General features: G+C 72.8%; 9 protein-coding genes. 2 read left to right on the forward strand and 7 right to left on the reverse strand.

Going from position 1 to position 13,845, the window contains the following annotated elements; all coding sequences use genetic code 11:
• Positions 1-16: 16 nt before the first annotated feature.
• From treZ to BLA60_RS06585, 6 genes are all read right to left on the reverse strand, one after another.
• On the reverse strand, positions 17-1,741 hold the full coding sequence (treZ, locus tag BLA60_RS06560) for a malto-oligosyltrehalose trehalohydrolase (protein ID WP_075131819.1): 1,725 nt from the start codon (positions 1,739-1,741) through the stop codon (positions 17-19).
• The gene (gene treY, locus BLA60_RS06565; protein WP_075131820.1) at positions 1,738-3,987 is read right to left on the reverse strand and encodes a malto-oligosyltrehalose synthase; all 2,250 of its coding nucleotides are present in this window, start codon (positions 3,985-3,987) and stop codon (positions 1,738-1,740) included. The genes treZ and treY overlap by 4 nt, the downstream gene beginning before the upstream one ends.
• Positions 3,984-6,137: a glycogen debranching protein GlgX gene (gene glgX, locus BLA60_RS06570; protein WP_075131821.1), complete on the reverse strand. Its 2,154-nt coding sequence runs from the start codon at positions 6,135-6,137 to the stop codon at positions 3,984-3,986. The genes treY and glgX overlap by 4 nt, the downstream gene beginning before the upstream one ends.
• Positions 6,138-6,230: 93 nt before the next feature.
• On the reverse strand, positions 6,231-8,186 hold the full coding sequence (malQ, locus tag BLA60_RS06575) for a 4-alpha-glucanotransferase (RefSeq protein WP_075131822.1): 1,956 nt from the start codon (positions 8,184-8,186) through the stop codon (positions 6,231-6,233).
• 11 nt (positions 8,187-8,197) lie between these two features.
• On the reverse strand, positions 8,198-8,542 hold the full coding sequence (locus tag BLA60_RS06580; RefSeq protein WP_154814172.1) for a hypothetical protein: 345 nt from the start codon (positions 8,540-8,542) through the stop codon (positions 8,198-8,200).
• Between the two features lie 236 nt (positions 8,543-8,778).
• Complete coding sequence (locus BLA60_RS06585) at positions 8,779-9,582, reverse strand: SGNH/GDSL hydrolase family protein (RefSeq protein ID WP_075131824.1); 804 nt, start codon at positions 9,580-9,582, stop codon at positions 8,779-8,781.
• Between the two features lie 184 nt (positions 9,583-9,766).
• On the opposite strand from BLA60_RS06585, the gene BLA60_RS06590 reads away from it, so the two are divergent.
• Positions 9,767-10,810: a carboxylate-amine ligase gene (locus BLA60_RS06590; protein WP_075132102.1), complete on the forward strand. Its 1,044-nt coding sequence runs from the start codon at positions 9,767-9,769 to the stop codon at positions 10,808-10,810.
• 18 nt (positions 10,811-10,828) lie between these two features.
• On the opposite strand, the gene BLA60_RS06595 is transcribed toward BLA60_RS06590, so the two are convergent.
• Positions 10,829-11,101: a DUF2277 domain-containing protein gene (locus tag BLA60_RS06595; RefSeq protein WP_075131825.1), complete on the reverse strand. Its 273-nt coding sequence runs from the start codon at positions 11,099-11,101 to the stop codon at positions 10,829-10,831.
• A 141-nt stretch (positions 11,102-11,242) separates the two neighbouring features.
• Between BLA60_RS06595 and lanKC the strand changes: the two genes are divergently transcribed.
• On the forward strand, positions 11,243-13,828 hold the full coding sequence (gene lanKC, locus BLA60_RS06600; protein WP_075131826.1) for a class III lanthionine synthetase LanKC: 2,586 nt from the start codon (positions 11,243-11,245) through the stop codon (positions 13,826-13,828).
• The last annotated feature ends 17 nt before the right edge of the window (positions 13,829-13,845 follow it).

The following is a 13,845-nucleotide window of genomic DNA, read 5'->3' on the forward strand; positions in this document are numbered from 1 at the left end:
CATGCTGGCACGGGGGTCAGAAGACCGCGAACGAGTCGGGCGCCAGGCGGACCCGCTGGTCCGTCGTCTCCACGTCACCCACCGTCAGAAGAGGGGGCGTGGGGGGCACGTCCAGGACGACCGTGGTCTCGTCCGGGCCCAGGTTGACCAGCACCCGGTGATCGCCCCGACGGAGGATCAGGCAGTTGTCCCGGGTGTGGACGCCGAACCGGTCCAGGCGGGGGTCGGCCAGGGCGGGATGGGCACGGCGCAGGGCGATCAGGGACCGGTACGTCTCGTACACCGCGCGGTGGGCCGGGTCGTGGAGTTCGGCCCACGGCAGGGTCGAGCGCACGACCGTGCGGTGGTCCAGGGGATCGGGCACCTCCGACTCGCCCCAGCCGTGGGCCGCGAACTCGGCTCGGCGACCGTCGCGGACGGCCGAGGCCAGGGCCGGGTCGGTGAAGGAGGCGAAGAACTGCCACGGTGAGCTCGCCGCCCACTCCTCGCCCATGAACAGCATCGGCGTGTACGGGGAACAGAACACGATCGCGGCGCCGCAGAGCAGGCGTCGCGGCGAGATCGTCGCGCTGAGACGGTCGCCCCGCGCCCGGTTGCCGATCTGGTCATGGGTTTGCAGATAGCACAGGAAACGGTGCCCGGAATGGCGCGACGGGTCGATCGGCCGCCCGTGCGTGCGCCCCCGGAACGACGACCACGTGCCGGCGTGGAAGAACGCGCGGCGCAGCGTGGTCGCCAGGGCGCCCGGCTGCGCGAAGTCCCGGTAGTAGCCGTCGGTCTCGCCGGTCAGTGCCACGTGCAGGGCGTGGTGCAGGTCGTCGCACCACTGGGCGGTCAGGCCGTAGCCGCCGGCGTCGCGGGAGGTGACCAGCTTGGGGTCGTTGAGATCGGACTCGGCGATCAGGTGCAGCGGGCGGCGCAGGCCGGCCGACAGCGCGTCGACCTCGGCGGCCAGCTCCTCGAGCAGATGGGTCGCGCCCCGGTCGACCAGGGCGTGCACCGCGTCCAGCCGCAGGCCGTCGACGTGGAAGTCGCGCAACCAGCTCAGGGCGTTGTCGATGACGTAGCGGCGGACCTCGTCGGAGTCCTGGCCGTCGAGGTTGAGCGCCGGGCCCCAGATCGTGCGCCCCGCGAAGTACGGGCCGAACCGGTCGAGGTAGGCGCCCGACGGGCCGAGATGGTTGTAGACCACGTCCAGCAGCACGCCGACACCCCGGGCGTGGCACGCGTCGACGAACCGCTTGAACGCCGTCGGCCCGCCGTAGGGCTCGTGCACCGCGCCCCACGCCACCCCGTCGTAGCCCCAGCCGGCGGTGCCGTCGAACGCGTTGACCGGCAGCACCTCGACGAAGTCGACGCCCAGGTCGACCAGGTGGTCGAGGTGCTCCAGCGCGGCGTTGAACGTGCCCTGCCCGGTGAACGTGCCGATGTGCAGCTCGTAGATCACCGACCCGGCCAGCGCCCGCCCGGTCCAGGCGCCGTCGCCCCAGCGGTACGCGCGGTGGTCGTAGCGGCGGGACGGGCCGTGCACGCCGGCCGGCTGCCAGCGTGACCTCGGGTCGGGCAGCGGGGTCGGGTCGTCGTCGAGCAGGTAGGCGTAGTCGGTGCCGTCGCCGGTGCCCGGGACGTGCGCGTGCCACCAGCCGCGCTCGTCGCGGGTCATGGGGTGCTCGGCGGGCCCGACGGCCAGCCGCACCCGGTCGCGGTGCGGGGCCCAGACCCAGAAGTGTTCGTCGGTCATCGCGGCTCCCTGACCAACAGCGCGACGGGATAGCGGGCGAGCAGGTCGGCCAGCGGCACGACCTGGGGGACGTCCCGGCCGGTGAGCTGGTCGGTCCACGGGCCGGGCGGCAACGCCAGGACGGTGTCGCGCCAGCCGGTGTCGGCCAGGGTGACCGGCAGCCGGGTGGCGACCGCGACGACGCCGGTGCGGGCGAAGGCCAGCGCGTGGCCGGCGGCCGGGCCGTCGGCCGGCAGCGGGCGATAGCCGGTGAACAGGTCGGGCCGGGCCCGGCGCAACCGCAGCACGGTCCGCACGACGTGCAGCTTCGCCGCGCCGGTGGCCTCGGCGGTGGTGTCCACGCCGGGCAGCCAGCCGGTCTCCAGCCTGGTCAGCAGGGCGTCGCGGGCGGCGAAGTCGACCGGGCGGCGGTTGTCCGGATCGACCAGCGACAGGTCGTACAGCTCGGTGCCCTGGTAGACGTCGGGCACGCCGGGGCCGGCCAGGTGCAGCAGCTTCTGGCCCAGCGCGTTGGACCAGCCGGGGCCGGCGATCCGGTCGGCGAACGCCGTGACCTCCCCGCGCACGACCGGGTCGGCCAGCACCGCCGCCGGCCAGGCGCGCACGGCGGCCTCGAACCCCTCGTCGCGGTCGACCCAGCTGGTGCGCAGCTTCGCCTCCTTGGCGGCCTTGTCCAGGTAGGCGGCCAGCCGTGCCGGGGTGATCGGCCACGCGCCGACCAGCGTCTGCCAGGCCAGCTGGGCCAGGGTCGGCTCGCCGAGCGGGTGCCGGGCCGACCAGCGGCCCACCGCCCGCGCCCACTCGTGCGGCAGCTCGGACAGGACAGCGAGCCGGGCGCGGACGTCCTCGGAGCGTTTGGTGTCGTGGGTGGACAGCGTGGTCATCCCGGCCGGCCAGGTGGCCTCGCGGGCGGCGCACGCGGCGTGGAACTCGGCCGGGTCGACGCCGAACCGGGCCGGGTCGCCGCCGACCTCGTTGAGCGCGGTCAGCCGGGGGTAGCGGTAGAAGGCGGTGTCCTCGTCGCCCTTGGCCACGACCATGCCGGAGGTCTGCTGGACGCGGGTGGCCAGCTCGCCGTGCGGGTCGGCGCGCACCGCGTGGTCGAGGGCGTTGATCGGGCCGGCCAGGTCGGGGCGCCGGTCGCGGGCGAGCGCGACGGCGGCGTGCCAGTGCGCGGCGCCTTCCGGCAGGTACGAGCGGTAGACCGGGAAAGCGGCCAGCAGCTCGGCGACCGCCTCCGGTGGGACGTCCTGCGCGAGCGCGGCGATCCGGCGCACCTCGGCGACCAGCGACCGTTCGGTGATCAGCCGGCGGCTGCGGTGCTCCTCGACGGCGAACGCGGGCGTGGCGGCCAGCTCGGTGAGCACCGCGCGGCCCGCCGGGTCGACGAACACGCCGCTGAGCTGGCGCAGCGCGTCGTAGCCGGTGGTGCCGTCGACCGGCCAGGACACCGGCAGGTCCTCGCCCGGCGCGAGGATCTTCTCCACGACCAGCCAGCAGTCGGTGTGCTCGCGCAGCCGCCGCAGGTAGCCGCCAGGGTCGGACAGACCGTCGGGGTGGTCGATGCGCAGCCCGTCGACCTCGCCGGCCCGCACCCAGCGCAGCACCTCGGCGTGCGTGGCGTCGAAGACCTCCTGGTCCTCGACCCGCACGGCCGCCAGCGACGTGACGTCGAAGAACCGCCGGTAGGTCAGTTCGGTGTTGCCCCGCCGCCAGTCGACCAGCCGGTAGTGCTGGCGCTGGTGGATCTGGTCGGGGGTGCCGTCTCCGGTGCCGGGGGCGATCGGGAACTCGTGCTCGTGGTAGGCGAGCCGGCCCCCGCGCACCTCCAGCGGGGTGTCGTCGCCGATGACCGGCAGCAGGATCGGGCCGCGGGCCCAGTCGACGTCGAAGTAGGTGGCGTGGCGGGACTCGCGGCCGTGGGTCAGCACGTCCCACCACCACGGGTTGGCCGAGGGCACCTCGACCGACATGTGGTTGGGCACCAGGTCCACGACCAGGCCAAGGCCGTACTCGCGGGTGGCGGCGACCAGCGTGGCCCGGCCATTCTCGCCGCCCCGGTCGGGGTCGGTGCGGGTGGGGTCGACGACGTCGTAGCCGTGGGCCGAGCCGGGCGTGGCGGCCAGCAGCGGGGAGGTGTAGACGGCGCCGACGCCGAGGCGGTCGAGGTAGCCGGCGAGCCCGGCGGTGGCGGCGAGGTCGAAGGCCGGCTGGACCTGGACGCGGTAGGTGGAGGTGGGGATCATGCCGGGTCCCCGGTGCGGCGCAGGACCAGCAGGGACCGGGCGGCGACGGTGACCGTGGCGTCGGCGGTGACGGTGCGGGCGGGGCCGCCGACGCCGACCAGCGGGCCGCCGGACTCGTCGAAGACCTCGCCGGAGTCGGTGTCGATGGCCACGGTCCACCCGGTGCCGTAGCTCGGGTCGGGAACCTTGATGTCGATGGCGCCGTCGTGGGCGTTGAAGCACAACAGGAACGAGTCGTCGGTGACCCGCACGCCGCGCGGGTCGAGGTCGGGGATGCCCTCGCCGTTGAGGAACACGGCGATGCAGCGGCCGAAGCCCGACTCCCAGTCCCGTTCGGTCATCTCCTCGCCGCCGGGGGTGAACCAGGCGATGTCGCGCAGTTCCTCGCCGCGGCGGATGGGTCGTCCGGCGAAGAACCGGCGGCGGCGGAACACCGGGTGGTTGTGCCGCAGGGCGATCACCGCGCCGGTGAAGTCGACCAGCTCGCCGTGTTCGGCCAGCAGCGACCAGTCGACCCAGGACAGCTCGTTGTCCTGGCAGTAGCCGTTGTTGTTGCCGTGCTGGGTGCGGCCGAACTCGTCGCCGTGCAGGATCATCGGCACGCCCTGGGACAGCAGCAGGGTGGCGAGCAGGTTGCGCCGCTGGCGGGCCCGCAGGTCGCGGATCTTCTCGTCGTCGGTGGGGCCCTCGGTGCCGCAGTTCCACGAGCGGTTGTCGTCGGCGCCGTCGCGGTTGCCCTCGCCGTTGGCCTCGTTGTGTTTCTGGTTGTAGGACACCAGGTCGGTGAGGGTGAAGCCGTCGTGGGCGGTGACGAAGTTGATCGACGCGTAGGGCCGGCGGCCGTCGTCCTGGTAGAGGTCCGACGAGCCGGTGATGCGTGAGGCGAACTCGCCCAGCGTGGCCGGTTCGCCGCGCCAGAAGTCGCGCACGGTGTCCCGGTACTTGCCGTTCCATTCCGTCCACAGTGGAGGGAAGTTGCCGACCTGGTAGCCGCCGGGGCCGACGTCCCACGGCTCGGCGATCAGCTTGACCTGGCTGATCACCGGGTCCTGCTGGACGAGGTCGAAGAACGTGGCCAGCCGGTCGACGTCGTAGAACTCGCGGGCCAGGGTGGCCGCCAGGTCGAAGCGGAAGCCGTCGACGTGCATGTCGGTGACCCAGTAGCGCAGTGAGTCCATGATCAGCTGGAGGGTGTGCGGGCTGCGCACGTTCAGCGAGTTGCCGGTGCCGGTGTAGTCGAGGTAGAAGCGCCGGTCGTCGTCGACGAGCCGGTAGTAGGACTCGTTGTCGATGCCGCGCATCGACAGCGTCGGCCCGAGGTGGTTGCCCTCGGCGGTGTGGTTGTAGACGACGTCGAGGATCACCTCGATGCCGGCCTCGTGCAGTGAGCGCACCATCGCCTTGAACTCCGGCACCTGGCTGCCCGGCAGGTCGCTGGTGGCGTAGCCGTCGTGCGGGGCGAGGTAGGCGATCGTGTTGTAGCCCCAGTAGTTCGACAGGCCGCGTTCGGTCAGGCCGTGGTCGTCGAGGAACTGGTGGACCGGCATCAGCTCCACGGCCGTGACGCCGAGGTCCAGCAGGTAGTCGATCATGGCCGGGTGGGCGAGGCCGGAGTAGGTCCCGCGCAGTTCGGCCGGCACGGCCGGGTGCAGCTTGGTCAGCCCGCGCACGTGGGCCTCGTAGATGACCGTCTCGTTGTACGGGATCCTCGGCGCGCGGTCGGTGCCCCAGTCGAAGTACGGGTTGATCACCACGCCCCGGATGGTGGACGCCGCCGAGTCGGCGTCGTTGCGCTCGTCCGGGCGGCCGAACGGGTAGCCGAAGACCGACTCGTCCCAGCGCAGTGTCCCGGCGACGGCCTTGGCGTACGGGTCGAGCAGCAGCTTGTGCGGGTTGCAGCGCTGCCCGTACTGCGGGTCCCACGGGCCGTGCACGCGGAAGCCGTACTGCTGGCCGGGTCCGACGGCCGGCAGGTAGCCGTGCCAGACGAAACCGTCGACCTCGGGCAGCCGCACCCGTTTCTCCTCACCGGAGGAGTCGTACAGGCACAGGTCGACCCGCTCCGCGACCTCCGAGTAGAGCGCGAAGTTGGTGCCGGCGCCGTCGTAGGTGGCGCCGAGCGGGTAGGGGGAACCGGGCCAGGGTTGCACGGGTGCTCCTCGGTGGGGCTGAGGTGATCTTCCCTGTCCACGGTAGATGCTGGACGGGGGCCGAAACCGCGAACGGAACCTTTGATCGAATGATCATTCGATCGGGGTTGAGGGTCGCGCCTTTCGGAGGGCAGCCACCACGCGAACGACTACTGGGTGCTGGAGAAGTTCGTCCACCGTCACCGGAAGCGGGATCCGCCAGTTGGGGTATTGATCGATTGTCCCCGGTAGGTTCGGCTGCCGGGGCTCGCCGAGCGCGTCCTGCGGGGAGGTCAGCAGCAGCGTGCTGGCCGCCGTGGCGAGCAGTTCGTGCAGCGCGACGACGAGGTCGGCCTCGCTGGCCGGATCCGCCGGCGCCAGGTCGTGCGCGGCGAGTTCGGCGAGCAGTTCCGCGCGGTCGTCGTCGGCGCGTTTCCGTTCCGCCGCAGGGTCTTCCAGCAGTCCCAGCTCGGCGCGGACGGTCACGTTCTCGCCGCGCAGGAACCCGGCGGCGGTCGGCAGGTCGTGGGTGGAGACCGAGGCCAGCGCGTCGGCCGGCCACCGCGCCGGGTCCAGCAGCGGCTCGCCCTCGGTCTCCTCGTCGCGCTGGAACCACAGCACCGCCGAGCGCAGCACTCCCCGCTCGCGCAACGTGGTCCGCACTCCGGCCGACACCGTGCCCAGGTCCTCGCCGACGACGATCGCGCCCGCCCGGTGGGCCTCCAGCGCGAGCACCCCGAGCAGCGCCTCGGCGTCGTAGTGCACGTAGGTGCCCTCGCTGGCCGGGCGGCCCGGCGGGATCCACCACAGCCGCCACAGGCCCATCACGTGGTCGATCCGGATCCCGTCTGCCTGCGCGAGCACCGCCCGGATGACGTCCCGGAACGGGGTGTACCCGTTGCGCGCCAACAGGTCCGGTCGCCACGGCGGCAGGTTCCAGTCCTGGCCCTGCTGGCTGAACGCGTCCGGCGGCGCGCCGACGGTCACCTCCGAGGCCAGCACGTCCTGCAACGCCCACGCGTCCGCGCCGGCCGGGTCGACGCCCACCGGCAGGTCGTGCACCACACCCACGGCCATCCCGGCCTCACGCGCGGCCGCCCGCACCGACGCGAGCTGCTCGCGGCACAGCCGCTGCACCCAGGCGTGGAAGGCGACCCCGGGACCGGACCGGTCGGCGCCGCGCGGATGGCGCAGCGCCGGCGGCCAGGTCCGCCAGTCCGGCCCGTGCTCCTGCGCCAGCGCGCAGAACGCGGCGAACTCGGCGAGGTCCGGTTCGACGTCCCCGACGTCCGGCGCGGTGTGCCGCCACAACAGTTCGAGCGCGGCGAGCTTGGCGGCCCACACGGCGTCGTAGTCGATCAGCTCGGCGCCCGGGCGCGGCGCGAGCGCGGCGACCTCGGCCCGCACGGCCGGCGGCGCGTCGCGGAACGCGTCGGTCTCGGTGATCCGCAGGTACAGCGGGTTGGCGAAGCGGCGGCTCGACGGCGAGTACGGGGAACGTTGCAGCGGCGGGACCGGGGTGATCGCCTGCACCGGGTTGACCAGCACGACCCCGGCGTCCTGCGCGGCCGAGCGGGTCAGCAGCGTGCGCAGGTCGGCGAAGTCGCCGATGCCCCACGAGCCGGCCGAGTGCAGGGCGTAGAGCTGGACCATCCAGCCCCAGGCCGGCGGCACCGGCGGCAGCGTCGGCGGGGTGACCACGACCGGGATCCGCCGTTCACGGCGCCGGCCGACCGTGAGCGTGTGCCAGCCCAGCGGCAGGTCCTCGGGCAGCCGGCCGGAGACCGCGCGGACGGTGCCGTCCTCCAGGGTCAGCTCGCCCGGCTCGCCGAGCGCTGGGGTGCGGCCGGCGCGGACCACCAGCGGGTCCGGCACGGTGATCCGGCCGTGGCGGCGCAGGGCGTCGGACAGCGAGGTGCGCACCGTGGCCGGGGTGCTGGCGTCCACGCCGAGCTGGGCGAGCACGTCGGCGACGACGTCCGGCGCGACCTCGACCCGGCGGTGTTCGGTGTCCTCGTAGCTGGTCGCGACGCCGTGCGCGGCGGCCAGTGCGCGCAGTTGGTCGTCCATTCCCCGGCTGTTCAGCGGGCCACCGGAGGAGCGAGGTCCTCCCTGGCGGTCAGCAGCGCGGTGCGGGCGCCGTCGGGGTCGGCGTCGGCGAGGTGGGTCCTGGCGTCGCGCACGGCGTGCACGGCGTGTTCGATGCGGCAGGTGTCGCCGGTGGCCGCGGCCCAGGCCAGGCCGCTGACCAGCAGGTCGTCGAGGCGGTGGCGGGCCGGCCCGTCCGGGTTGCCGTCGGCGGCGAGCTCGACGAGGACGGTGTCGACGGCCTGGCGCAGCCGGTCGCCGGGGCGCGGGCGTCGCCGGGGCGTGGGGTCAGCGTGGGGTTGCCGTTGGACGTCTTCGGACAGTCGCTGTTTCGCCACGATGGCTCCCCGCACTGAAGTCGATTGGCAGGGCCGGCCGGTCCCCGCTGCCGGCGCGTTCCCTGATCCTCGCACGGTTAAACCCTTCAGCCCAGTCCCGGGATGTTCAGGTCACACCGTAGGCGGCAGCGACTCCGCTGTGCGGTCGGATCCCCGGTTGGCACCCTGGATCGGGTGAACCCGGACGAGTGGCCAACGGCCGGGCAGTGGAGCACCGCCCGGCCGTTGCCGGACCCTCAGGCGTTGACCGGCACCGAGGTCAGCCCGGCCCGGACCGCCGGGGCGTAACCGGAGGTGTGGCCGACGACCTTGGGGTGGTAGGACTCGATGATCGGGTTGGACAGGCCGTTGATCCACTCGGCGTCGTCGCACACCGCGTGCCCCATGAAGGCCTGGCGGACGTCGACGAAGGTGAAGCCGTGCGCGGCGGCGCGGGCGCCGATGGTGGTGGCCAGCAGGTCGGCGGTGGCGTTGAGCTGGGCCTGCTCGTTGGAGCTGATGCGGGCGCCGAAGTTGCACTCCTCGCCGTTGAACAGGCGCGGGTAGCCGACCACGGCGACCGTCGCGTTGGGGGCCTTCGTGCGGATCTGGGTGTAGAGGTTGTTCAGCAGGCCGGGCAACGTGCTGCGGATGAAGGTGTTGGCGTTGTTGATCTCGCCGGTGCACTGCCACGGCCACGGCAGGGCGCAGCGGGTGATGACGTCGGCGAAGCCCGCGTCGTTGCCGCCGACCGAGACCGAGACGAAGCCGGTGCTCGCGGAGAGGCTGCCGAGCTGGTTGAGCACGTCGGGGACGCGTGCGCCCGAGCAGGCGGCGAAGGTCAGCGGGGCGCCGATCTGCTGGGAGATCAGGACGGGGTAGGCGCTGGGGGAGCGCTTGCAGTCGCCGCTGTCGGAGTAGTAGGTGCGGGTGCCGACACCGGAGGCGTAGGAGTCCCCGAGGGCGGTGTAGGGGGCGGCGGCGGCCTGGGCGGCCTGGGCGCCGGTGAGGGCGAGGGCGGCGGTGAGGGCGGTGAGCAGGAGCGCTCTGAGTGCTCGCATGGGTCCTCCACACGGGTGTGCCGGGGCAGGGATCCGGGCTGTACACAGAGTGCGATGTCGCGTGTGGACAGAGCAATCACCCGTCAAGGTGGAGATTTTCACAGTATTGCCCCTACTCGACACTTTCTGTCAGCAACGTTTGCCGGAACGGGTGGCGGGGTAAGGCGCACGGGTGGCGCTGACCATGGGTGTCGAGGAAGAGTTCCTGCTGGTGGACGCTGATGGGGAGCTGGCGGGCCTGGGCGTGGAGGTGGTCGGTGCGGCACACGATCCCCAGGGGGTGCTGGAGACCGAGCTGACGTGCAGCCAGGTGGAGGCGGTCACCGGCGTCTGCGACACCCCCGAGGGCGTCCTCGGTCAGCTGACCGACCTGCGCGGCGAACTGGCCGGGGCGGCCCGCCGCCACGGGCTGCGGCTGGTGCCCAGCGGGGTGCCGGTCCTGCCCGAACGACGCCTGTCGATCACCCCCAAGCCCCGGTACCTGCTCATCGCCGAACACTTCGGCGCGGCGACCCGCGCCGGTGCCACCTGCGGCTGCCACGTCCACATCGGCATGCCCGACCGGGCGCTGGGGGTATGGGTGATCAACCGGGTGCGGGCGTGGCTACCGACCCTGCTGGCGGTCACCGCGAACTCGCCCTTCGACGGCATGGACACCGGCTATGCGAGCTGGCGCTACCAGAACTGGTCGCGCTGGCCGTCCGCCGGCCCACCGCCGCGGTTCGCCTCCCTCGACGAATACGACTCGATAGTCGACGGCCTGTTGCGGTCAGGGGCCATCCTCGACCGGGGAATGGTCTACTGGGACGTTCGGCTCTCCGAACACCAGCCGACAGTGGAGTTCCGGGTCTCCGACGTGGCCGCCACGGCGGGGGACGCGGCGTTGTTCGCGGCGCTGGTCCGGGGGTTGGTGGCCCACGTGCTCGACGGTGGCTCGGTGTGCTCCGACGTGTCGCCGGCGGTGCTGCGGGCCAACCTGTGGCGGGCCTCCCGGGACGGGTTGGGCGGGTGCTGCCTGCATCCGGTCACCGGGGAGGCGGTGCCTGTTCACGAACAGCTGGGGGACCTGTTGGCGATGATCTCCGGGGTTCTGGGGGACGACGCGGAGTTCGTTCGGGCCGGCTTGGCGAAACTGCGGGAACAGGGGGGCGGGGCCGATCGGCAGCGCCGGATCTACTCACGTCGTCGTCTGCTCTCCGACGTCGTGGATGACCTGGCGCTGCGGTGACCAGCCACGACCGGCCCACTACCCCCGTCGCGCGGCCATCCGGGCCACAACCTCGGGGCGCCGCAACGGCGGAACGGTCGTCGGCGGCTGGCGCCGGGCCGGCAACTCGGCGAGAACGGCGGCCGTAGCCTCGGCGACCGCCGCGACGGCGGCCTCGAACGGCCCCCGGGTGCTGTCGGACAGCGACTGGACCCCCGTCACCTTGCGGACGTACTGACGGGCAGCCGCCTCGATCTCCTCGGGTGTCGCGGCTGGTTCCAGGCCTCGGAGGGCGGTGATGTTTCGGCACATGCCACGAGACTACGTGCGGTTCGCACGGCCTGGGGCATGACAGATGCGTGGTCGTGGCATGACGTTGTGCACTGATGGTCGGGTCCGACCGTGACGCAGGATTGCCCCGTCCACTGTGGCCGACGAGCGGGGCGATGTCGAATGGAACAGGACTACCAACAGTTCTGCATGGCCGACCCGTCGTTCTACGACGCCATGCACTCCGAGCAGACCGCCGGCGAGTCCTTCGCGACCGCCTCGCGGACCCTGCCCGATGGCTGGACCATCAGCGACCAGGACGACTGGCTGGTCGTCGACCCCGCCCAGCGCCAGGACATCCCCCAGCAGGGCTGGAAGATCCACGCCTCCGCCACGGTGGACAACGCCGAACGTGTCCTGGGCGCCGTCTGGGACTACTGCGTCCCCCGGGGCATCTCCTTCAAGTTCCTGCGCTCGCTCACCGCGCTCACCGCCCGCGTCTCCAAGTACGCCCCGCGCGGCTACAGCGGCAAGCTCGTCACCATCTACCCCGAGAACGACACCGCCTGCGAAACCATCCTGCTCGAACTCGGCCGCCTCCTCGACGGCGAACCCAGCCCCTACATCCTCAGCGACCTGCGCTGGGGCGCCGGCCCCCTCTACGTTCGCTACGGCGCCTTCGCCAACCGCTACACCGTCGACGACCGGGGAGAGGTCGTCGAGGCGATCGAGGACCCCGACGGCACCCTCGTGCCCGACCGGCGCGACCCCGTGTTCCGTCCGCCGGCCTGGGCGACCCTGCCCGACTTCCTCGCCCCGCACCTCGCCGCGCGCAACGCGGTGACCACCACCGAGCTGCCCTACCAGATCGAGCGCGTCCTGCACTTCTCCAACGGCGGCGGCATCTACCTCGCCCGGGACACCCGCACCGACGAGCAGGTCGTGCTCAAGGAGGGCCGCCCGCACGCCGGGCTCGACGCCTGGAAACACGACGCCGTCCAGCGGCTCGGACGCGAGTACGACACCCTGCGCGCGCTGGCCGGCATCCCCGGCATCCCCCGGGTGCACGACCTGTTCTGGCTGGGGGAACACCGGTTCCTGGCCATGGAGTACATCGACGGGGACGTGCTCGGCAAGGCCGTCGTCTCCCGGTACCCGCTGATCGACCCGACGGCCACCCCCGAGCGGTACGCCGACTTCACCGAGTGGGCCGTGCGCATCCACGAACAGGTCACGCGGACGATCGAGCAGGTGCACGAACGGGGCATCGTCTACGGCGACCTGCACCTGTTCAACATCATCGTGCGCCCCGACGACACGATCGCCCTGCTCGACTTCGAGGTCACCTCGGAGGTCGACGAGGTCAGCCGGCCCGGACTGGGCAACCCCGGCTTCGCCGCGCCCTCCTCGGCCAGGGGGTTCGACATCGACCGGTACTCGCTGGCCTGCCTGCGCCTGGCGCTGTTCCTGCCGATGACCACCCTGCTCGGCCTGCACCGGCTCAAGGCCCGCCACTTCGCCGAGATCATCGCCGGGCACTTCCCCATCTCGCGGTCCTTCCTCGACCGGGGCGTCAATGTCATCGTGCCGCCGGACACGCCCGCCGCGCCCGACCCGCGCACCGACCCCGCCGACTGGACCGAGGTGCGTGACCAGCTCGCCAGGGCCGTGCTGGCCAGCGCCACCCCGCACCGCGAGGACCGGCTCTTCCCCGGCGACCCCCGCCAGTTCGCCGTCGGCGGGCTGGGCCTGGCCCACGGCGCCGCCGGCGTCCTCTACGCCCTGGACGTCACCGGCGCCGGCCGCTACCCCGAGCACGAGCGGTGGCTGCTGCGCGGCGCGGCGAACCCGCCCTCGGGCAGCCGGCTCGGGCTCTACGACGGGCTGCACGGCGTCGCGTTCGCCCTCGACCACCTCGGGCACCGCCAGCCGGCGCTGGACCTGGTCGAGGTGTGCCTGGCCGAGGACTGGGAGCAGCTGGGCCCCGACCTGTTCGGCGGTCTGTCCGGCGTCGGGCTCAACCTGCTCGAACTGGCCGACGCCACCGGCGAGACCGGGCTGCGCACCGCCGGCCTGCGGGCCGCCGAACTGGTCGCCGCCCGACTGGAACCACTGCCCGAACCGGACCCTGACGAACCCCGGCCGATCTCCGGCGGCGGCCAGCCACGGGCCGGGCTGCTGCGCGGGTGCGCCGGCCAGGCGATGCTCCTGCTGCGCGCCCACGACCTCACCGGCGAGCGGGAGCTGCTCGACCGCGCGGCGCTGGCCCTGCGCCACGACCTGCGGCGCTGCGTCGTCCGGGACAGCGGCACCCTGGAGGTCGACGAGGGCTGGCGCACGATGCCCTACCTGGACGGCGGCAGCGTCGGCATCGGCATGGTGCTCGACGCCTACCTCGCCCGCGATCCCGACGGCCCGTTCACCGACCAGTTCACCGAGGCCGCCGCCGGCGCCTGGCGGGCGGCACAGTCCACGATGTACATCCTGCCCGGACTGTTCACCGGCCGCGCCGGGATCCTGTTCTACCTCGCCGGCCGCGCCGCCACCGGTGAGCCGCTGGACCGGCAGGTCCGCAACCTCGCCTGGCACGCCCTGCCCTACGGCGGCGGCATGGCCTTCCCCGGCGACGGCCTGCTGCGGCTGTCGATGGACCTCGCCACCGGCACCGCCGGGGTCCTGCTCGCGCTCGGCGCCGCCCTGCACGACCGGCCGGTGCGCCTGCCCGGCCTCGGCCTCAAGTCTCCCGCGCCGACCGGTGCGGGTCTGTAGGAAACCCGATCCAAGGA

Source organism: Actinophytocola xinjiangensis (genome assembly GCF_001921215.1).
GTDB classification, from domain to species: Bacteria; Actinomycetota; Actinomycetes; order Mycobacteriales; family Pseudonocardiaceae; genus Actinophytocola; species Actinophytocola xinjiangensis.

Bases quoted from the DNA above. Each gene is read 5' to 3' on its own strand.
- BLA60_RS06585 (WP_075131824.1), bottom strand. From the start codon at position 9,582: ATGCGAGCACTCAGAGCGCTCCTGCTCACCGCCCTCACCGCCGCCCTC.
- BLA60_RS06590 (WP_075132102.1), top strand. From the start codon at position 9,767: ATGGGTGTCGAGGAAGAGTTCCTGCTGGTGGACGCTGATGGGGAGCTG.
- treZ (WP_075131819.1), bottom strand. From the start codon at position 1,741: ATGACCGACGAACACTTCTGGGTCTGGGCCCCGCACCGCGACCGGGTG.
- BLA60_RS06595 (WP_075131825.1), bottom strand. From the start codon at position 11,101: ATGTGCCGAAACATCACCGCCCTCCGAGGCCTGGAACCAGCCGCGACA.
- malQ (WP_075131822.1), bottom strand. From the start codon at position 8,186: ATGGACGACCAACTGCGCGCACTGGCCGCCGCGCACGGCGTCGCGACC.
- treY (WP_075131820.1), bottom strand. From the start codon at position 3,987: ATGATCCCCACCTCCACCTACCGCGTCCAGGTCCAGCCGGCCTTCGAC.
- lanKC (WP_075131826.1), top strand. From the start codon at position 11,243: ATGGAACAGGACTACCAACAGTTCTGCATGGCCGACCCGTCGTTCTAC.